At 53.5% G+C, this 20301-nt stretch carries 18 protein-coding genes; 14 read left to right on the top strand and 4 right to left on the bottom strand.

The features are described from left to right. The first annotated feature begins 8 nt into the window (after positions 1–8). Together CFELI_RS06685 and CFELI_RS06680 are read left to right on the top strand one after the other, a co-directional pair. On the top strand, positions 9–554 hold the full coding sequence (locus CFELI_RS06685) for a YbhB/YbcL family Raf kinase inhibitor-like protein (protein ID WP_277103723.1): 546 nt from the start codon (positions 9–11) through the stop codon (positions 552–554). After that, positions 547–936, top strand: a complete 390-nt coding sequence (locus CFELI_RS06680) for a hypothetical protein (RefSeq protein ID WP_277103692.1) — start codon at positions 547–549, stop codon at positions 934–936. Before CFELI_RS06685 ends, CFELI_RS06680 begins: the two co-directional genes overlap by 8 nt. A gap of 97 nt (positions 937–1033) precedes the next feature. Here CFELI_RS06680 and CFELI_RS06675 read toward each other — a convergent pair whose 3' ends face one another. Next, the gene (locus tag CFELI_RS06675) at positions 1034–2149 is read right to left on the bottom strand and encodes a quinone-dependent dihydroorotate dehydrogenase (protein WP_277103691.1); all 1116 of its coding nucleotides are present in this window, start codon (positions 2147–2149) and stop codon (positions 1034–1036) included. 196 nt (positions 2150–2345) lie between these two features. Then, positions 2346–3371 (bottom strand): hypothetical protein, encoded by a 1026-nt coding sequence (locus CFELI_RS06670; RefSeq protein WP_277103690.1) that lies wholly within the window; start codon positions 3369–3371, stop codon positions 2346–2348. A 358-nt stretch (positions 3372–3729) separates the two neighbouring features. Here CFELI_RS06670 and CFELI_RS06665 point away from each other — a divergent pair, with 358 nt between their 5' ends. The 12 genes from CFELI_RS06665 (at position 3730) to CFELI_RS06610 (ending at position 18671) form a co-directional block, all read left to right on the top strand. After that, the gene (locus tag CFELI_RS06665) at positions 3730–4554 is read left to right on the top strand and encodes an undecaprenyl-diphosphate phosphatase (RefSeq protein WP_277103722.1); all 825 of its coding nucleotides are present in this window, start codon (positions 3730–3732) and stop codon (positions 4552–4554) included. A 245-nt stretch (positions 4555–4799) separates the two neighbouring features. Next, entirely contained in the window at positions 4800–6083 is a 1284-nt protein-coding gene (gene mshC / locus CFELI_RS06660) for a cysteine--1-D-myo-inosityl 2-amino-2-deoxy-alpha-D-glucopyranoside ligase (RefSeq protein WP_277103689.1), read from the top strand. Further along, positions 6080–6481 carry a hypothetical protein gene (locus CFELI_RS06655; protein ID WP_277103688.1) on the top strand — a complete coding sequence of 134 codons (402 nt, stop codon included), beginning with the start codon at positions 6080–6082 and terminating at the stop codon, positions 6479–6481. Before mshC ends, CFELI_RS06655 begins: the two co-directional genes overlap by 4 nt. A gap of 256 nt (positions 6482–6737) precedes the next feature. After that, positions 6738–7646 (top strand): hypothetical protein, encoded by a 909-nt coding sequence (locus tag CFELI_RS06650; protein WP_277103687.1) that lies wholly within the window; start codon positions 6738–6740, stop codon positions 7644–7646. Positions 7647–7885: 239 nt separating this feature from the next. Beyond that, the gene (gene metH, locus CFELI_RS06645) at positions 7886–11476 is read left to right on the top strand and encodes a methionine synthase (RefSeq protein ID WP_277103686.1); all 3591 of its coding nucleotides are present in this window, start codon (positions 7886–7888) and stop codon (positions 11474–11476) included. A 410-nt stretch (positions 11477–11886) separates the two neighbouring features. After that, positions 11887–12099 (top strand): hypothetical protein, encoded by a 213-nt coding sequence (locus tag CFELI_RS06640; RefSeq protein ID WP_277103685.1) that lies wholly within the window; start codon positions 11887–11889, stop codon positions 12097–12099. Between the two features lie 48 nt (positions 12100–12147). Continuing rightward, positions 12148–12807, top strand: coding sequence for an HAD family hydrolase (locus tag CFELI_RS06635; RefSeq protein WP_277103684.1), 660 nt, complete (start codon positions 12148–12150; stop codon positions 12805–12807). Further along, complete coding sequence (locus CFELI_RS06630) at positions 12786–13079, top strand: phosphoribosyl-ATP diphosphatase (protein ID WP_374724726.1); 294 nt, start codon at positions 12786–12788, stop codon at positions 13077–13079. The genes CFELI_RS06635 and CFELI_RS06630 overlap by 22 nt, the downstream gene beginning before the upstream one ends. A gap of 8 nt (positions 13080–13087) precedes the next feature. Beyond that, on the top strand, positions 13088–13933 hold the full coding sequence (hisG, locus tag CFELI_RS06625; RefSeq protein WP_277103683.1) for an ATP phosphoribosyltransferase: 846 nt from the start codon (positions 13088–13090) through the stop codon (positions 13931–13933). A gap of 369 nt (positions 13934–14302) precedes the next feature. After that, positions 14303–14980 carry a hypothetical protein gene (locus tag CFELI_RS06620; protein ID WP_277103682.1) on the top strand — a complete coding sequence of 226 codons (678 nt, stop codon included), beginning with the start codon at positions 14303–14305 and terminating at the stop codon, positions 14978–14980. A 271-nt stretch (positions 14981–15251) separates the two neighbouring features. Beyond that, complete coding sequence (aspA, locus tag CFELI_RS06615) at positions 15252–16763, top strand: aspartate ammonia-lyase (protein WP_277103681.1); 1512 nt, start codon at positions 15252–15254, stop codon at positions 16761–16763. A 258-nt stretch (positions 16764–17021) separates the two neighbouring features. Then, the gene (locus CFELI_RS06610; RefSeq protein WP_277103720.1) at positions 17022–18671 is read left to right on the top strand and encodes a formate--tetrahydrofolate ligase; all 1650 of its coding nucleotides are present in this window, start codon (positions 17022–17024) and stop codon (positions 18669–18671) included. A 76-nt stretch (positions 18672–18747) separates the two neighbouring features. Here the strand turns inward: CFELI_RS06610 and CFELI_RS06605 are convergent, their stop codons facing one another. Together CFELI_RS06605 and CFELI_RS06600 are read right to left on the bottom strand one after the other, a co-directional pair. Continuing rightward, positions 18748–18984 (bottom strand): HigA family addiction module antitoxin, encoded by a 237-nt coding sequence (locus tag CFELI_RS06605; RefSeq protein ID WP_277103680.1) that lies wholly within the window; start codon positions 18982–18984, stop codon positions 18748–18750. Between the two features lie 493 nt (positions 18985–19477). Continuing rightward, the gene (locus CFELI_RS06600; RefSeq protein ID WP_277103679.1) at positions 19478–20275 is read right to left on the bottom strand and encodes a RecB family exonuclease; all 798 of its coding nucleotides are present in this window, start codon (positions 20273–20275) and stop codon (positions 19478–19480) included. Positions 20276–20301 lie beyond the last annotated feature (26 nt).

Below are 20301 nucleotides of genomic sequence, written 5' to 3'. Positions count from 1 at the left end.
ATGAGTACATGAATACCTACGCCAATGATCCCCGCTTCCCGGGCCCCGACCCTTATGCGCCTTTGAAAGATCTGCCCACCTTTGATCTTCGCTCCGATGATCTGAGCAATGGTGAGAAGATCGGTGAGCTGTTTGTTGCCCCTTCCAATGTCAGCCCGCATCTTGCTTGGGATAATCTGCCCGAAGGCACCAAATCTCTTGCTATTACCTGCTTTGACCCTGATGCCCCAACCGCTAGTGGTTTCTGGCACTGGGCTGCGTTCAACATTCCTGTCTCGGTGACCGAAGTTCCTCAAGGCGCGGGTGCTGCCGACCAGAAGCTTTTAGGCCTTGATGAGGTTGTTACCCTTCGTGGTGATTCCGGCATTGCTGGCTACTACGGACCGCAGCCTCCATCGGGGCATGGGCCGCACCGCTACTTGTTTGCTGTACATGCAGTTGATGTAGAAAAGCTCGATATTCCTGCCGGCGCTACTCCAACTGTTCTCGGGTTTAATCTCTATTTCCATTCCCTTGGGCGAGCCATCGTGTGGGGTTGGTACGAGAATGACTAAAAAGCCCACTGCTGAAGTGAGCATTCCTGCACCAATCCGTATTGGTGGTGCTTTGATGGCTGTGGCGATTGTGCTGGCAATTTTCACCGCTTTTGAAGTGATTACCCACGGCTGGATGAGCCCTTTTCCAGTGACTCCTCGTTTTCTTCTGATCGTGGTGGCGGGTGCCATTTTAGGTGGATTTGCCACGATGACCCGTAACCAAAAATCCAGCATGGCCCAGGTGGTTGCACTTGGTATTGCGTTGGTTTTGGTAGTTATTGGTCGTTTTATCCCACAGCCTGTGCTTATGGTGTGGGATCAGTACTGGCTTCCGGCCTATGCGCTCTTGGCGTTTGCCTGCAGTCTTGCTATTCGTCGCGCCATGATCCCTAAGGGCTAGGTTCCTTGCGTTGGGAACAATGAAAGGTGGCATCTTTGTTTTACTACGAAGATGCCACCTTTTTTCTTTTACCTTCAGTGAAAAAGGGTGTTCGATGTTAGTCGAGTGTCCATTTCAAACCGCAACCTATGGCTTGGCTAATATTGCTGAAACCATGGGCGCGCAGTTGAGCGGCGATTCCGAGGTGAATATCGCGAATCCACTCTGGGCCGCCGTAGATCAGGCCGGTGTATCCCTGCAGAAGGGTAGCGCCAGCAGCAATACGTTCCCAGGCTTGCTTCGGGGTGCTAATGCCGCCAACACCAATGAGCACCATGTCTTTGCCCACGCGAGCATACAGACGGCGAAGGACTTCTACTGCACGGTCGGCAACTGGGGGACCGGAGATACCACCAGCACCCATTGCCTCAACCTCAGATTGAGGGGTTTGAAGCCCCTCGCGGGAAATGGTGGTGTTGGTGGCCACGATACCGTCGAGCCCAAGTTCCACGGCGAGGTCTGCGACTGCATCCACGTCTTCGTCCGAGAGGTCAGGGGCAATTTTCACCAACACTGGGGTGGATGTTGCCTCCTGCACCGCAGCCAGGATGGGACGCAACGATTCTACTGCCTGAAGGTCACGCAAACCTGGGGTATTAGGGGAGGAGACGTTGACCACGAGGTAGTCCGCGAGATCACCGAGCAAGGAAGCGGAGCGACGGTAATCATCAACCGCATGCTCTGGTTCAACCACCTTGGTTTTGCCAATATTGATACCAATCACGTTGGTGCCGCTGCGGCGGCGAAGATTGGTGGCTACTTCAGCAGCACCGGCGTTGTTAAAGCCCATGCGGTTGAGAATCGCTTTGTCTGCTGGCAGGCGAAACAGGCGTGGGGTAGGGTTACCCGGCTGTGGGGAAGCGGTGACGGTACCTAATTCGGCATAGCCAAAACCCACAGCAGCCCATGCGTCTGGGGCGTGCCCGTTTTTGTCAAAGCCTGCGGCCAACCCGAGTGGGCGGGGAAACACAGTGCCAAAGACGCGCTGCGAAAGAATAGGGTCGTTGACAGCTATAACTTTGTTCATCAGTTTGCCAACTGGCTGGGCGCTTTGAAGAACGTCCATGCCCTTGGCGATAATCCCGTGGATTCGCTCTGGTGGCAGCTTAAACATGAGCTTGAGCGCACCCTTGTAGGCGTGTGTGCGGATTTTTTTGGCTGTCACATTCGTCATTTTCGTGCTCTTTTACTGTCGGAATCGTCAAAAAATGTTTTAAAAAAGTACTACGGCGCTTAACGCACTAAAACTTGCGTGCCTCATCCCACCTGCCACACACCACTTGCACCCGGGGTGTGGGCCACCACCACACAATCACACCCAATGTGTGTCTGTTAGCGGTGGGAATAAGACGTGAAAGTGCGATGAACCCTCATGAGCGTGCTGTGGTGCGAAGTGTTGCAGCATCAATAATGTGCACCTTCGGGCTTGTTGCTGATGCCGCTACTAGCGAACCATCGGCGACAGTCGTGAGATTGCGTGCATCCATGACCGTATCCAGCTGGAATTTCTCTTCCCCTGAACCGCTAGAAATGTCATAACCACGCAGCTTGTTGTCGCTGGTGGTTGCCGCCCACACATGCTTGTTTTTCGCATCCCACGCAACATCCCACACGGATTGCCCTGCGGTCGGGGTGGTTTGGTGCAAGCGAATCACATCGTGGGCGAAATAGACGCCGAACTGGTGACCCACAGCATCAGCGGTCAAAGCCATACCCTGTTCGGCCGCCGACACCTGACCCACGCCAAGACCCACCCGCAAAACAGCACCTGAGCTTTGCTTATCAAGGTAGATGTTTTGAATGATGGTTTTTTCACGGTTAATGCGATAAACCGCATCCTCGCCAGAATCCTGAGCAACGCTCACCAGCTGATCAGTTATGCCCTCGGTACGGATAGTTGTTTGCCCATCCTTGTCATACATCAAAACCTCAGGCTTGTCCGCACCTGCTGCAAGATACGAACCAGACGATGTTTTCACAGCGGACGTTACCGCATAGGGGGTTTCCTGCACACGCGTGGCCGCAGGCGAAGACGCAGTGGCATCAATGCTATAAATGCCATCTGGGCACGCAAGGATAAACTCTTCACCGCTGGTCGTGATATCCCCACAAGCTTCATCCACACTCAAGGACGCATGTTCGCCCGCTTTAAACTCTTCCACAGTCCCCATCAACACCGTCGCCCCCGAACGCAACGCAAGGGTGTTATCTACAGCTTCAAGATCCTCAATGCCATCAAGACTTGAGACATTCACAACGGTGCCTAAGAGTTGATCATCGGATTTTTCTTGCTTCGGTGAAGCAACGGGAGTGGCGTTACCCATCTGCTTCGGTAGCTTCTGTTCAACACTAGGGGGAGTACACGCCGACAAAGAAGCAGCGACGCTCAGACTCATGCACGCGACGATCAAGGCTTTAGATTTCACAAAACACCAGCTTAGCACGCAACACCGAACTTACCCTGATTCCTCCACAACCCCATTCAACTAGTCCAGAATCGCTCGTCTCTACAAAGCCACAGGAAGCATTCACCCCCTGCACACACCAACACCACCCGTCCACCTCATCACCACAACACACCCCCGTGAACAAAAAGCCTCACCACAGATGGGTGATAGCTCACCACCATGGCCGAGATGTTGAAAAATTCACCCAAATATTCCTCTAACCAATACCTATAATCACTCAGCTTTCGGGGTAGCGTACTAAGTTGTGATCAATACCGAAATCCTCGCCCAAGCATCTGTCGAACAGATGTCATGGCTCCAAGTTATCGTGCTCTCCATCGTGCAAGGGCTCACCGAATTCCTGCCGATCAGCTCCTCAGGCCACCTGAGGATCATTAGCACCATGTTCTTCGGCCAGGACGCAGGCGCATCCTTCACCGCCGTGGTTCAGCTCGGCACCGAAGCAGCAGTCTTGGTGTACTTCGCCCGCGACATCATCACCATCCTCATCGGCTGGTTTAAAGGCCTATTCAACAAAGACGCACGAGGATTCGACTACCGCATGGGCTGGATGGTCATCGTCGGCACACTGCCAGTAGCCATCCTAGGATTCCTCGGCAAAGACCTCATCCGCGAACACCTCCGCAACATGTGGATCACCGCCACCGTACTGGTTTTGTTCTCCTTCGTCTTCATCGCAGCAGAAAAATACGGCAAAAAACAACGCACCTACGATGAACTCACCATGAAAGACGCCATCATCATGGGCCTTGCCCAATGCCTCGCACTCATCCCCGGGGTATCCCGCTCCGGCGGCACAATCTCCGCAGGCCTATTCGTCGGCCTCAACCGCGAAGTCGCCGCCCGATTCAGCTTCCTCCTTGCCATCCCCGCAGTCTTGGCATCCGGACTATTCTCACTCGGCGACGCCTTCGCACCACAAGCAGGCCAAGCAGCATCCGGCATGCAACTACTCGTCGGCACCGCCATCGCCTTCGCCCTCGGATATGCCTCCATCGCATGGCTACTGAAGTTCGTTGCCCACCACTCCTTCAGCTGGTTCGCCGCCTACCGCATCCCAGTAGGCCTCGGCGTCATGGCACTACTGGCCACCGGAATACTAATCCCCTAAAACCACACTCACACCACATCCCCGCACACAAAACAATCACCGCGTGCGGGGATTTCCTTACCCCCTCATCACCCAACCCGACACGCACAAGAACCCACAACCTCACACAACCACCAACCGCAACACACCCACACACAACCCACGACGTCGACACGCACCCCACACGACACCACGAAACAAAAACCCACCAACACCAACACGCGCGAAATCGGATAAAGCAACACCCCTTAGGTAAGCTTACATTCATGCATTCTTGGCCCCAGCCCGAAATACCCACCCTCGAAGGCGACGCAATCGCACTCAGCCTATACGACACCGCCGACGGCGTAGTCAAACCCGTAGAAATCACCAACAACACCGCCGGCATGTACGTCTGCGGAATCACCCCCTACGACTCCACACACCTCGGGCACGCAGCCACCTACCTCACCTTCGACCTCATCGGGCGCATCCTCAAAGACCAAGGAGTAACCGTCACCTACGTCCAAAACATCACAGACGTCGACGACCCACTCTTCGAACGCGCCGAACGCGACGGCGTCGACTGGCGCGAACTCGGAACCAGCCAAATCAACCTCTTCCGCTCCGACATGGAAGCACTGTCCGTCATCCCACCCGAACACTACATGGGCGCCATGGAAACCATCGACGAAGTCATCGACATGGTCACCACACTGCTCAACAACGGCGCAGCCTACATCGTCGACGACCCACAACACCCCGACATCTACGCCTCCATCACCGCAACCCCACAATTCGGCTACGAATCAAACTACTCCCGCACCCTCATGGAACAATTCTTCGCCGAACGAGGCGGCGACCCCGAACGCGAAGGCAAACGCGACCCACTCGACGCACTCATCTGGCGGGCGCGCCGGGAAGGTGAACCATTCTGGGAAGCACCTTTCGGCGCAGGGCGCCCCGGCTGGCACGTAGAATGCTCCGCTATTGCCACACGCAGGCTTGGGCCACATTTTGCGATCCAAGGTGGCGGCTCTGACCTCATCTTCCCACACCACGAGTTCTCCGCAGCACACGCCGAAGCAGCGCACGGACACTCACGCATGGCAGGGCACTACGTACACACGGGAATGATCAGCCTTAATGGAGTGAAAATGTCGAAATCTCTCGGCAACCTCGTATTCGTCTCCAAGCTCACCGAACAAGGCCACGACCCTTCGGCAATCCGCCTCGGTGTCTACGCCGGACACTACCGTAAGTCCCGCGACTGGTCTGATGAAGTGTTGGCGCAGGCCGAATCCCGACTCGACAACTGGCGCCATGCAGCACAGGTAGCAACGAACAAGAATGCAGCCGCCGAGCTGGTGCAACGAGTTCGGACGTTGCTTGCAAATGATCTGGACACCCCAGCTGCACTCAATGCCATAGACCAGTGGGCGCAAGCAAGTAGCCACACTAGTGATTTCGGTGAAGAATCTGAGCTTTTGCATAATCCGTCGGAGTCCTTTACTCAGGCTGGTGCACTCGTAGCACGCGCAATTGATGCGCTGCTGGGGGTGAAATTGTGAGCGCTTTCGATACGTGCCGTGAAGCGGTGAAAGAATTCATCGTTGACCTGCACACATTTGCCACAGGCGCATATCTGCGAGAGTCGGAGCGCGCATTTTGGGACGCTCCTTTCGATGAGCACGCGCTTCCAGAACTCGAGTCTTTGCTGCTGGGGCAAATTGACACCATCGAGAGTTTTTCCTCCTACGCTGATAGTGAAGCGGTAATCGCCAACACCCGCGGGTTCTACGATCAACTCGCAGCGTTCAACGAGAAGTACGCCTGCGCAGTGATCGAACCGGAAGAAGAGGCAGATATTCATACCCTTATGTGTTCGTGGTGGCAGATTCGGGGCGTGGAAACTGAAACACTAGCCACACTTCCTACGCTGCATGACACAGCTGAGAATGAGCCTTAGCCACATTCGTAGTTCTTGTTCCCCTCACAGTGCACCTAGTGAATTCTGGTATCTAGGCAGTACCGGCCTGCGTGCACTGTGAGGGTTTTTCTGTCAAAAATCTTCTAGGGGTGAATTGGGGGAGGATAACACTCGACACACCACACCACTGGTGAGGATTTGTTGAGTAATTGCTCATCAGTTTTTTACTATTACCTGAGGTATTCTCCTGCTTATATGTTGATCCATTTTCCACCCAAGCCCTTGAACACTAACCATGACACTTCGCCTCTTCTCTACCATTGCACTCACCGTAAGCATCGCTGCATCAATCGCACACCCCACACTTGCCCACGAAGCTGCTTCCCAGTGCCCGAAGGTCACGATTGTGGCCGCACGTGGCAGTGAACAAAACAGTAATCTGATCCCCACCCGCTATTCTGAGCAAGCGCCCGCATCCTTTGGCTCCAATGGATTTGAAGGCGAGAATATTCGGGGAATGCTCAAGCACGCAGAAGCCCGCTATGCACAGCTGCACCCTGGCGAGTCGTTACTGAAAGATGTCGATATCATCGGCCTCGACCACAGCGTGTATCCTGCCCTTCTCCCCGTGCCGGAACTTGCCAAACAAGGTGAAGTACTCAGCCTGTGGGAAACATTTACTCGTGCGGTAAAAATTCTGTGGCAAACCCCGTTGTTCAGCATCATCGACCATGCAGTGCGCAATTTGTACGAAAGCATCCTGACAGGAATTGGGCACACGCCGGAGTTTCTAGCCCGCTACGAGCATGAAACAGGCTGCCAACCGGACTATATTTTCACCGGCTACAGCCAAGGGGCCATCATCTTGAGCACCCATGAGCGGTATTTTGCCCAACGCGGAAAACTTCGCGGCGTCGTATATTTGGGCAATCCCTACATGCGCATCGAAGATCACGCCCAGCATGTGTTTGGCAACCCATTGTATGGGATCGGAATGCTCAGCGCAGTGCCTCTTCAAAGGGGCACAGTTCCACGGATCAATTACTGCCTAGCCAATGATTTCACTTGCGACAGTTCACTACGAGGCATGCTGAAATCCAGCGGGACTGGGGGAGGAACCCATCCTACGTACTTCATGCCTGAACATTCGCGCCACAGTGATGATGAACTTGTAGATCTGCTTGCCCAATGGATCAATAAATAAGAAGTAGCCAGCTACCAAATACCATGTTTCCCCATGCCATGAAGGGGCAGAACAAGCACTGCGGAATGAAGCTCACCACAAGTAGGGTGAATATAATTATTGCCTTAACAATCTCGGGTTGCTTAGGTTCCTAACTGCTAAAACTATGTGCGTGGTCGATGGTATGGGGAACCTATGCTCAGAAAATACAGAGACACAATTTCAAGACTGCGTTCAATACGTACTAAGCTGTCTACCCGATGACTACGCACATGAATCTGCCTCTTAAAAGCAGCGAGTTCCTTGACTGCCTCAAATCCACAGTCCTGATTGGCGACGGCGCCATGGGCACCCAACTCCAAGGCTTCGACCTTGACGTTGACGCTGACTTCCTAGGCCTTGAAGGCTGCAACGAGATTCTCAACCACACCCGCCCTGATGTGGTTGCGCAGATTCACCGTAATTATTTCCTTGCTGGCGCCGACCTGGTGGAAACGAACACCTTTGGCTGCAATCTGCCTAACTTAGCTGATTACAACATCGCTGATCGTTGCAAGGAGTTGGCGTTTAAGGGTGTCAAGATTGCCCGTGATGTTGCCGATGAGCTGGGGCCGGGACGTAACGGGATGCGTCGTTTTGTTCTTGGTTCCATGGGACCTGGCACAAAGCTTCCTTCCCTCGGGCATGCGCCTTATGAGGATCTGAAGGAATATTACAAGCAGGCGGCCCTCGGCATGGCCGAGGCTGATGCTGACGGCATCTTGATTGAAACCGCCCAGGATTTGCTGCAGGTGAAGGCATCGGTCCATGGTTGCCAAGAAGCTTTTGAACAGCTGGGGTATCGCCTTCCGCTGGTGTGCCATGTGACGGTAGAAACGACCGGTACCATGCTGTTGGGTTCGGAGATTGGTGCGGCCCTGACCGCTCTTGAACCGTTGGGCATTGACATGATTGGCCTGAACTGTGCAACTGGCCCAGATGAGATGAGTGAGCACCTGCGCTACTTGTCGAAGAATGCCCAGATTCCTGTATCCGTGATGCCCAACGCTGGTTTGCCGGTGCTCGGCAAGGACGGTGCTGTTTATCCACTTGATGCTGAAGGTTTGGCTGTTGCCCTGAAGCGTTTTGTTGAAGAGTATGGTCTGTCCATGGTGGGTGGCTGCTGCGGTACCACCCCGGAGCACATCACGGCAGTCCGTGATGCTGTGATCGGCACAGATAAGTGCCCAGCAGCGGTACAGGCAGCACGAAATGTGACCCAAGGTGATGCAGTTTCGTCGCTCTACACCTCGGTCAACCTGACTCAGGAGACGGGTATCACCATGATTGGTGAGCGCACGAACGCAAACGGTTCAAAGGCGTTCCGGGAAGCAATGTTGGCTGCTGATTGGGAAAAATGTGTTGATATTGCCAAGCAGCAAACCCGCGATGGCTCGCACATGCTGGATTTGTGCGTGGACTATGTTGGGCGCGATGGCCGCGATGATATGGCGCAGCTCGCTTCTTTGTTGGCGACTAGCTCGACGCTGCCGATCATGATTGACTCTACTGAGCCTGAGGTTATCCGCGTCGGGCTGGAGCATTTGGGTGGTCGCTGTGCTGTCAACTCCGTGAACTTTGAGGATGGCGATGGCCCAGATTCGCGTTATCAGCGGATTATGGCATTGGTGAAACAACACGGTGCCGCCGTCGTTGCTTTGACGATTGATGAGGAGGGGCAGGCGCGTACCGCTGAGAAGAAAGTGGAGATCGCCGAGCGTCTTATCGCCGATATCACCGGCACGTGGGGGCTTGATGAGTCGGACATTATTGTCGACACCCTGACCTTCCCGATTTCGACAGGGCAGGAAGAAACTCGCCGCGATGGTATTGAAACGATCAATGCGATCCGGGAGCTGAAGCGTCGCCACCCTCGCATCCACACCACTTTGGGTCTGTCGAATATTTCCTTCGGCTTGAATCCTGCTGCCCGCCAAGTATTGAACTCTGTGTTCTTGCACGAGTGTATTCAGGCAGGTTTGGACTCTGCGATTGCGCATAGCTCAAAGATTGTGCCGATGAATCGGATCGACGAGCGCCAACGCGAAGTCGCCCTCGACATGGTCTATGACCGTCGCCGCGACGATTACGACCCGCTGCAGGTTTTCATGGAGCTTTTCGACGGCGTCAGCGCTGCCGATGCTCAAGATGCACGCGCCGAAGCACTAGCAGCAATGCCCCTCTTTGAACGACTTGCACAACGCATTATCGACGGTGAAAAGAACGGCATCGAAGAAGACCTCGACGCTGGGCTTAAAGAGAAGTCCGCAATCGAGATCATCAACCAAGATCTTCTTGGCGGAATGAAGACCGTCGGCGAGCTGTTTGGATCGGGCCAAATGCAACTGCCATTCGTGCTGCAATCAGCAGAAACAATGAAAGTGGCCGTCGCCTATCTCGAAAACTTCATGGAAGCTTCCGACGAATCCGGTGGCAAAGGCACCATGGTCATCGCCACTGTTAAGGGCGACGTCCACGATATTGGCAAAAACCTCGTCGACATCATTTTGAGTAATAACGGCTACAACGTTGTCAATATCGGTATTAAACAACCCATCGCCACCATTCTTTCGGCTGCCCGTGAGCACAATGCTGATGTCATTGGTATGTCGGGGCTGTTGGTGAAGTCCACTGTGGTGATGAAAGAAAATCTCCAAGAGATGAATGCCGATGGGGCTTCTGACATCCCCGTCATTTTGGGTGGCGCCGCCTTGACCCGCACTTATGTGGAAAACGATCTTGATGAAGTGTACGAAGGCGAAGTGTTTTACGCCCGCGACGCTTTTGAGGGCCTCCGCCTCATGGATGAAATCATGGCCGCTAAACGTGGCGACGGCCCCACCCACGATCCCGAAACTCTTCGTAAGCGCGAAGAGCGCAAGGCTCGACGGGAGCGCTCGCTACGTATTGCCGCGGAACGCAAGGCAAAAGAAGAACCCATCATCGTTCCCGAACGCTCCGACGTCGCCTTTGATGTGCCCGTAGCAACTCCACCGTTTTGGGGAACGCGCATCGTTAAAGGCCTTCCTTTGGCGGAGTATCTGCCTACACTCGACGAACGTGCACTCTTCATGGGCCAATGGGGGCTTAAATCCACCCGTGGCGACGGCCCTGACTATGAAGAGCTCGTTGAAAGCGAAGGGCGCCCACGTTTGCGCGCATGGATCGACCGTTTGAAGTCGCAAGGCATTCTTGACCATGCCGCTGTCGTCTATGGTTATTTCCCCGCGGTCTCTGACAAAGACTCCGTTTATATCCTCGAAGAACCTCATCCTGACGCACAAGTCCGCGCCCGCTTTGACTTCCCCCGTCAGCAACGTGGTCGCTTCCTGTGCATCGCCGACTTTATCCGCAGTAAAGAAGAAGCGCAACGTACCGGACAAGTCGATGTTCTCCCATTCCAGCTCGTCACCATGGGCAACCCGATCGCGGATTTCGCCAACGATCTGTTTGCCAAAAACGAGTACCGCGAATACCTCGAAGTCCACGGCATTGGTGTTCAGCTCACTGAGGCCCTCGCCGAGTACTGGCACTCCCGTGTACGCGCCGAACTCGCATTCTCAGATGGCACTCGCGCTGGCGATGAAGATTCGGAGAACACTGTTGATTTCTTCGATTTGAAGTATCGAGGTGCTCGTTATTCCTTTGGTTATGGTTCGTGCCCAGATTTGGAATCGCGCATCACCATGGTTGAGTTGCTGGAGCCGGAACGTATTGGCGTGGTTTTGTCGGAGGAACTCCAGCTCCACCCTGAGCAGTCGACGGATGCTTTTGTGCTCTATCACCCTGAAGCGAAGTACTTTAATGTCTAGTTCGCGTGCTCTGATCACAGCTACGGTTAGCATCTAGCTTTATGGTGTAGATGTTTAGTCACCTGTGATCTTCAGCGGTAGGGGAGAACAACCCCTCTTCTTCCCCGAAACGCAAGCTCGTAGCCTAGTGGGCTTTCATGAAACCCACTAGGCTTTTCGCCTTTCTCACATTCATTTTGAGTCCAGGTTTTTCGGGTGAAAGACATTCGAACGCAAATCGAACACGTCAGTAGCTTCAGCCACCGCCGAAAGATATCGTACAATTGTGCTAATCTATGTTTCTTGTTGCACCACCAATCCCTTGTGCACTTTTGCTCCCGCCCACGTGACTGTCCTCTACTAGGTTTTCCCACCACCTCGCCGCGTATCCTCCCCCTCATTCTTCCGACACAAGGATCTCCTGTACTTCCATGAACACCGCCGACCTTTTATCTTCCGACAATCTCGTCCCCCTCATCCTCGGACTAGCCGCGATCTATGCGGTGTTTAAGCTCATCCGAAGTGTCATCAACCGCATCCTGTCGCTCGCAGCGACCGCACTCGTTGTTGGCGGCGGGCACAAGGTGGGCATCTTTGACGGCTTAGGAAATACGCTTAGTGACATCGCGCATTTCTTCAACTAAACCCCACCGATTTGGCACCTGCCCGCACACTCAACAACGATAGAGATCATGAAAGCAGTGCTGTGGGACATGGACGGAACCCTCATCAACTCAGAACCACTCTGGGAAATAGCCACCTACGAACTCAGCGAGTCCATGGGGCGCAGACTCACCCCCAAGCTCCGCGAGAAAACAGTTGGTGGTTCCTTTCACAACACAGCCACCATCTGTGCCGCGCACGCTGGGATCAGACTCACCGAGAGCGATTACACCTATTTTCAATCCATCATGTTCGCCCGCATGCGCGAACTTCTTGCCAACGCACCGATCAACCCCGGCGTCGACACGCTTTTACGCTCGCTCAAAGATGCGGGCATCCCTTCTTTCATTGTCACCAACACAACCCGGGAGCTTGCACACCCCGCAATGAAGGCGATTGGGGCAGATCTTTTCGCCGGATCAATCTGTGGCGACGAAGTCGCACACGGTAAACCCGACCCACTTATCTACACCACTGCGGCACGCATACTCAAAACTCAACCGCATAATTGCCTTGTCTTTGAAGACTCCACTCCCGGTATGACCGCCGCCGTGAACGCAGGATGCATAGTGTTTGCCGCGCCGAACGCAACACACGACCGCCCACAGGGAGTTCATAATATGCACACACCCTCTTTTGTGGGGACACAAGCGAAAGATTTACGACAATGGTTTCGGGCTGTGCAATAATCGCACAGGTGAAGAACTTTGACTCGCTGTACGAAGAATTACTTGACCGCGCCGCAACCCGCCCTGAGGGTTCCGGCACTGTTGCTGCCTTAGACAAGGGTGTGCATCATCTGGGCAAGAAAATCATCGAAGAAGCCGGCGAGGTATGGATTGCTGCTGAGTACCAGTCTGACGAAGAACTTGCCGAGGAAATCTCCCAGCTTGTGTACTGGACTCAAACCATGATGGTAGCCCGAGGCATTCGCCCGGAAGACATCTACAAGTATCTCTAGGAATCCCTATGTTAAAAGTTGCAGTCCCCAACAAAGGGTCATTGTCTGACACTGCTGTTGAAATCCTCCGCGAAGCTGGGTATACCAACCGTGGCGACAGCAAGGCTCTAACCCTCCTTGATAAAGCAAACAACGTCGAATTTTTCTTCCTTCGCCCGAAAGACATCGCAATTTACGTTGCCAACGGTCACCTCGACCTCGGCATCACTGGGCGCGACCTTGCTGCCGATTCACAGGCGAATGTCACTGATGTGCTCAGCCTCGGCTTTGGTTCGTCGACTTTCCGCTACGCCGCACCGAAAAACGAGTTGTGGACTATCGACAAGCTTGCCGGAAAGCGCATTGCTACCTCGTACCCCAACTTGGTCCGCAACGATCTGCGCGCACGCGGCATTGAAGCTGAAGTACTGCGCTTGGATGGGGCTGTGGAGATCTCCATCAAACTCGGTGTTGCTGATGCGATTGCCGATGTCGTTTCGACTGGCCGCACCTTGCGCCAGCAAGGCTTGGAGCCTTTCGGGGAACCGCTGGTCAATTCTGAAGCTATTGTTGTTGCTCGTAGTGGGGTAGAGCTCACCCCAGAAATGCAGGTGCTGTTGCGCCGCATTGAAGGCATTGTGCATGCCCGTAACTTCCTGATGCTCGACTACAACGTGGAGCGCCGTTTGCTTGACGACGCCACCGCCATCACCCCAGGCATTTCTGGCCCCACTGTGTCGCCGCTTGCCAACGATCAGTGGGTTGCGGTTCGCGCCATGGTTCCACGCAAGGAGGCAAACACTGTAATGGATGAGCTTGCAGCTCTCGGCGCCCAAGCAATCTTGGCTACCGAAATCCGAATCGCACGCATTTAAGATGACCCGCACACACTCCCTATGAGGCCATCAGCATTCTTTATGCTGATGGTCATTTATTTACCCTTTTTCACACCTTTTTCTGAATCTGTTATAGGGCAATTCACAGATCAAGCCATGATTGTGTCGCCCACCCCACCGTTTTGTCACGCTTGTGAGCTCGACTGATTCTTTTAGGCCACCATCGAAAACCTCTGTAGTTATATAAATAATGGATGGGAAGACCTGCACAGCCCACGAAACTTTACCCCCATTGCCCCCAAAAAAGCACTTCACTGACGCAATTTCGCGACTTTTTGCTCTAAAAGTTTTATCGTTTTCCTATCGGCTCTAAAACGTAATGTATGGAAAAACACAAGGAGGGTTTTCGTGAAAAAATACAGCGCACCACAACCGCTTCGCACTGCACACACATTCCTCCCAGCACTGTGCCTTATCGCATTATTACTCGGAATCGTTCTTAGCGGCTGTAGCGTAGCAGTACCATCAGCTTCTTCTTCCGCACGAGCCGACTCTACCAGTGCAGAAAAATATTCCTCCGATCTGATTTGGAAAAGCACCATGATCCCACTTGATCCCGAAAGAAGATACTTCGAAGCATTCAACCACAGGGATGGATCGCTTAGCTTAATCGACCCCTGCGAGCACTTCCCACCGAGCCTTTTCGAAGAAGCTGGAATCATAGTAGAAGTTAAAACCATTCAGTTTTCTGACCCCAAACTAGTCTGTATGGTGCGCTACTCCAACAATGTTTTAAACACGGACGAGATTTTACGAATAACCAGCGATACCGTCACCTATCGATCATTAAGAAGAACAAAACTCTTAATTCACGCCTCTTTTAAAGATGCACACGAGCGCATCTATTTTGCCCTTTCCCCAGAACTTCCCCACACACCCCACTGCGTTTCAGCACTGAGCACACCACGCGGCCGATTTGCCGTCACCTACACCCACGCACGCGCACAGGATCTCACCCAAGATATCCTATGCCGCCGAGCGTACGAGCTACTCCATTTCATCCACGCCAGTGGCATGCTGCCCTAAAACTTAGTGGCCCGCAAAAGGGGAGAAGTGAAAAAGCAACGGTGCTACAAACGCTGCTGTTGTAGCGACGTCGAAAAGCTCAAACCCCAGTACACAAGGCGTAACCTCACCATTTTTTCGGCGATGAAAAGTACTGCAATTTTCGATATGTACAACCTTGCGCCAACTTCTTCACCACAGTGTCTGAACATCTTGACACAGAATGGGATTTCTCACGTAGTGTTGGGGCTTGTAAACACTCACAACTCACAGGAGAATGGTCTTTCACACCATGGCTAAGTCTTCGAAGAAGAACCCAGAAACCCTACACGCTGCAACCACAACCGAGTCTGCAGCTCACGCCCCGGCAACGACCGCGCACAAAGCAACGCGCACCGAAGTTGACCTCCTCGGCTCAATGGAAGTACCCAACGAGTACTACTACGGTATCCACACCTTACGCGCAATAGATAACTTCCAAATCTCCGGAACCACCATCAACGATGTACCAGAGTTCATCCGCGGCATGGTTCAGGTCAAAAAAGCCGCGGCCATGGCTAACCGTCGCCTCCACACCCTGCCGGGCAAAAAGTGCGACGCTATCGTGTGGGCATGCGATCAAATCTTGGAGCACGGTCGCTGCATGGATCAATTCCCCATCGATGTCTTCCAAGGCGGGGCTGGCACCAGCCTCAACATGAACACCAACGAAGTGATCGCTAACCTCGCACTCGAATTCTTGGGTAAAGAAAAGGGCGACTACGAAGTCATCAACCCCAATGACGATGTGAACATGTCGCAGTCAACCAATGACGCATACCCCACCGGCTTCCGCCTTGGTCTCTATGCCTGCATGATGAAGCTCATCGACCAGGTCGACGCGCTACAGCAAGCATTCCACGCCAAATCAGGGGAGTTCGTCGATATCCTCAAGATGGGTCGCACCCAGCTTCAAGATGCAGTACCCATGACGCTTGGTGATGAATTCAACGCTTTCGCTCACAACCTTGCCGAAGAGCAAGCAATCCTGCGCGCCGCGGCAGAACGTCTCCTAGAAATCAACCTCGGCGCAACCGCCATCGGCACCGGCCTGAACACCCCTGCCGGCTACCGCCACCAGGTCACCGCAGCACTAGCTGAAGTAACCGGACTGCCCATCAAATCGGCAGCAGACCTCATCGAAGCAACCTCCGACACCGGCGCATACGTACTCGTGCACTCCGCAGTCAAGCGTGCTGCCATGAAGCTGTCGAAGATCTGCAACGACCTGCGCCTGCTCTCTTCCGGTCCACGCGCTGGCCTGAATGAGATCAACTTGCCTGAACGCCAAGCTGGTTCTTCCATCATGCCAGCAAAGGTCAACCCAGTGATCCCTGAAGTGGTTAACCAAGTCTGCTTCAAGGTATTTGGCAACGACTTCACCGTACTCATGGCTGCCGAAGCTGGCCAGCTGCAGCTCAACGTCATGGAGCCTGCGATTGGCCAGGCACTGTTCGAGTCCATCGATATCCTCGGCAACGCAGCGGACACCCTGCGTGAGAAGTGTGTCACGGGCATCACCGCAAACGCTGAGGTGTGCCGCGCGTACGTAGATAACTCCATCGGTATTGTCACCTACCTCAACCCATTCATCGGCCACCACAATGGTGATTTGATCGGCAAAGAAGCAGCCCGCACCGGCAAGTCTGTGCGCGAACTGGTTCTAGAAAAGGGCCTGATGGATGAGGACACCCTCAACCAGGTGCTGTCCACCGAAAACCTGATGCACCCTGTGTTCCGCGGAACCTTGTATCTCGATAATTAACACATTCCCACACCACTGATCCTGTTTAGTCTGGGACGTGGGTGTCTCAACGGGGGCGACGAATTCTCGTCGCCCCCGTTGTTGCGTTCAACTTCCGATAGATTATATGTGGCACCGTTCAACGATTCTTCACACGGGCACAGTCAGATTCTGCGCGAAACCCTGAGCACAGGATCACACCCTTGTTGTGAAAGTTCCCGAACCAAAGGAGACACTAGCGCCGTGACACCACCGACCACACTGACCCAGCAAGCACCCCTGACCGATGTCGAAATCGCCCAAGCACACACCCTAGAACCCATTCAGATCATCGCCCAACGCGCAGGCTTACCCGACAACGCCGTGATTGGATACGGGCGAAACAAAGCAAAAATCGATATCTCCCAGACCACCACCAACCCCCAAGGAAAACTCATTCTGGTCACAGGCATGTCGCCCACACCAGCAGGAGAAGGTAAATCCACTGTCCTTATCGGCCTCGCGGATGCGATCCGAGCACAGGGGCACTCCACCATCGTTGCTATCCGTGAGCCCTCACTCGGACCCGTATTCGGCATTAAAGGCGGCGCTGCCGGCGGCGGTTATTCTCAGATTGTGCCAATGGAGGACATCAACCTTCATTTCACCGGTGATTTCCACGCCATCACCGGTGCCAACAACACACTGGCTGCACTGATCGATAACCACATTCAGCACGGCAATAGTCTTGATATCGATCCACGCCGCATCACGTGGCAACGATGCCTCGATGTCAACGATCGAAGCTTGCGCCATGTCATCACCGGCCTTGGCGGAAAGGCTCATGGTACCCCCACGGAGACTGGCTTTAGCATTACTGCTGCAAGTGAAATCATGGCGGTGCTGTGTCTCGCTACTTCAGTGGAGGATCTTGAAACACGCTTAGCAAACATGGTGGTTGCACAAAGCTACCAAGGTCAACCAATCACAGCGGGCGATCTTCACGCCCAAGGCGCACTAACTGCGCTGCTGAAAGAAGCACTGAACCCGAATCTTGTCCAAACCTTAGGTGGCACTCCCGCCTTTGTCCATGGTGGCCCGTTTGCCAATATTGCCCATGGATGCAATTCGTTAATCGCCACAACCACGGCTTTGAGCTACGCCGATGTGGTGCTGACCGAAGCTGGTTTCGGCTCCGATCTGGGCGCAGAAAAATTCTTCGACATTAAGGCCCGCGCGGGTGGACTCGACGTTGCTGGGTGCGTCATCGTTGCCACCATTCGTTCCTTAAAATACAACGGTGGTGCTGCAAAGGAAGCACTCACCGCAGAAAATATCCCAGCGCTGGCTAAGGGAATTATCAACTTGGAAAAGCATGTGCGTAACGTGCGCAAGTTCGGTGTCGAACCCATTATCGCGCTGAATCTCTTCAGCTCCGACACGGCTCAAGAGCAAGACTGGATGCTGTCCTGGGCCAAAGAGTTCGGCGTGGGATTATATCCTGTCACTGTATGGGCCAATGGTGGTGACGGTGCGGATAATCTTGCACAAGCAGTGTTAGAGCTTGAACAAGACACCCCTTCACACTCGCTCTATGACCCCTCCGAAGGCATTGAAGAGTCGATAAGCACGATCGCGCAGGAAATTTACGGTGCACACACTGTGCAGTGGTCAAAACAGGCACGTGCGGATCTGGAGTATTTAAAGGCCCACGGATGGGATGGTCTGCCGGTGTGCATTTCAAAAACCCAATATTCGTTCAGCGACGATCCCACGGCACTTGGCGCTGCCGAAGGTCACACTGTGCATGTGCGCCAGTTGCTGCCGCGCATTGGTGCGGGGTTCATTGTGGCACTGACTGGCGATGTGATGACCATGCCTGGACTACCAAAGGTTCCTGCAGCGGAAAAGATTTCCGTTGATCAGGGCTTGATCAAAGGGCTATTCTAGATCCGCTTCCTGTAAGCAGGCATGCTCAGCAGAAATTTAAGGGCGATGTGAAATAACACATCGTCCCTTTTTTCGTTTAGCTGTTGGCTGCGTCCCAGTCGCGTTGGGCTTGAAGCCAAAAGGTTTGGTCGGTGCCAAAGACGCTGGCGAGGCGTTTGGAAAGATTCCACGTAACGCCAATACTTCCCGCAACAAGTTTGTCCACAACTCCTTCAGCGGTGTACATGCGCTTTGCTACATCGTAGTGGCTCATTCCGGCTGGCTGAATAAAGTCTTGCTCCAGAATTTCTCCTGGATGCCTGGGCTGTGCCATGGGTTTTACCCCCTTCTTCAATGTGGGTGGCGGGCGGGTGTCGGTGCTATAGAAGCATGTGCGTTGACGCGATGTTTCCATGTTAGGGGGAAAGACTATCCGATTACCACGAAGGTTAGGCTTAAGACACTTTAAATAGAAGCAAAGGTAGAAGGCCTATTTTTAGCTTATGCTTAACTAACTTAGTTCTTTCATAGTTTCCATATTTGATTGACACGATACTTCCACTTTTCCCGCGAAGCACCGAGTAGCGCAGACACACCCATACCCATATCACCCCAGCGCACTCACCCCTAAACTATGCTCCTGTACAGCCATTTCAGCCTTAATCAAATACTGCGGCACCCGATGTGCACTGCCAGCAAAAGTGGGCAAAACCAGCGATCGGCTACTCATAGCGTGTACCCACTATTGCCGACACGTCACAGAAATGTCTCACAGAGCGTTAGCACACACACTCACTTAGATAATCAGCGAACTATTAGGAATTTTTTTAGGAGTTCACCACGGCAGCGGCTGGAAATTCTGGTGGGGTGCCCCCAAATTCGGGGCATAAGTTTTGGTGTGGACACCAATTACATAGCTTGGAGGTTTTGGTTTTAAAACTTTGCTCACGCAGATCACCCATAATCTTTTCCCACAAATCGCCAAGGTCACGCTCAAAATATTCCAGCTCTTCTTTGGAGGGCGCTAAAAACAGAGAGTCGGATACTTTGAGATACATCAGGCGTAGCTGGTGAGGGATCACACCGTGTAAGCGCCACCACACAAGCGCGTAGAAGCGCATTTGAAATTTCGCCTGGTCACTGAATCGGGGAATAGGCTTTTTACCAGTTTTGTAGTCGACTACGCGCACTTCGCCGGTGGGGGCGATATCGACGCGATCGATGAATCCACGCACTGGCACTCCGTTGGGCAAGGTGGTGTCAACAAACATTTCACAGGCATGCGCATCAAAGCCTTGCGGGTTTTCCATTTCAAAATAGCCGCGCAGCAGGCTGCGGCATTCGACGAGGAAGTCGAGGGTTTCTGCTTCAGGTACGAGTTGGGTAAGTTCTGGGTCTTCCTCGCACATGTTGGCCCAGTTTGGTTTGAGCCTTTTGACCACTGCTGGATACGTGCGCTCTTGTTTTGGCCATGAATGCATGTCTTCGAGGCAGGCATGGACGAGGGTGCCTTTGACTTGAGCGACAGTTTTGGGTTCCGGCAATTTGTCTAGTGCGCGAAATCTATACAGCAGCGGGCATTGCTGGTAGTCGGATGCGCGGGAGGGGGAGAGAGCTAGTTTCACAACCTCTTACCATATCTGACATACAC

Origin of the sequence: Corynebacterium felinum (assembly GCF_030408755.1) — a bacterium.
In the GTDB taxonomy this organism is placed as follows: domain Bacteria; phylum Actinomycetota; class Actinomycetes; order Mycobacteriales; family Mycobacteriaceae; genus Corynebacterium; species Corynebacterium felinum.
This window is presented reverse-complemented; position numbering and strand designations above follow the sequence as displayed.

Excerpts from the sequence above, each read along its gene's own strand:
- CFELI_RS06685 (WP_277103723.1), top strand. The coding sequence starts at position 9 with ATGAATACCTACGCCAATGATCCCCGCTTCCCGGGCCCCGACCCTTAT.
- CFELI_RS06680 (WP_277103692.1), top strand. The coding sequence starts at position 547 with ATGACTAAAAAGCCCACTGCTGAAGTGAGCATTCCTGCACCAATCCGT.
- CFELI_RS06675 (WP_277103691.1), bottom strand. The coding sequence starts at position 2,149 with ATGACGAATGTGACAGCCAAAAAAATCCGCACACACGCCTACAAGGGT.
- CFELI_RS06670 (WP_277103690.1), bottom strand. The coding sequence starts at position 3,371 with ATGAGTCTGAGCGTCGCTGCTTCTTTGTCGGCGTGTACTCCCCCTAGT.
- CFELI_RS06665 (WP_277103722.1), top strand. The coding sequence starts at position 3,730 with ATGTCATGGCTCCAAGTTATCGTGCTCTCCATCGTGCAAGGGCTCACC.
- mshC (WP_277103689.1), top strand. The coding sequence starts at position 4,800 with ATGCATTCTTGGCCCCAGCCCGAAATACCCACCCTCGAAGGCGACGCA.
- CFELI_RS06650 (WP_277103687.1), top strand. The coding sequence starts at position 6,738 with ATGACACTTCGCCTCTTCTCTACCATTGCACTCACCGTAAGCATCGCT.
- metH (WP_277103686.1), top strand. The coding sequence starts at position 7,886 with ATGACTACGCACATGAATCTGCCTCTTAAAAGCAGCGAGTTCCTTGAC.
- CFELI_RS06640 (WP_277103685.1), top strand. The coding sequence starts at position 11,887 with ATGAACACCGCCGACCTTTTATCTTCCGACAATCTCGTCCCCCTCATC.
- CFELI_RS06635 (WP_277103684.1), top strand. The coding sequence starts at position 12,148 with ATGAAAGCAGTGCTGTGGGACATGGACGGAACCCTCATCAACTCAGAA.
- CFELI_RS06630 (WP_374724726.1), top strand. The coding sequence starts at position 12,786 with ATGGTTTCGGGCTGTGCAATAATCGCACAGGTGAAGAACTTTGACTCG.
- hisG (WP_277103683.1), top strand. The coding sequence starts at position 13,088 with ATGTTAAAAGTTGCAGTCCCCAACAAAGGGTCATTGTCTGACACTGCT.
- aspA (WP_277103681.1), top strand. The coding sequence starts at position 15,252 with ATGGCTAAGTCTTCGAAGAAGAACCCAGAAACCCTACACGCTGCAACC.
- CFELI_RS06605 (WP_277103680.1), bottom strand. The coding sequence starts at position 18,984 with ATGGCACAGCCCAGGCATCCAGGAGAAATTCTGGAGCAAGACTTTATT.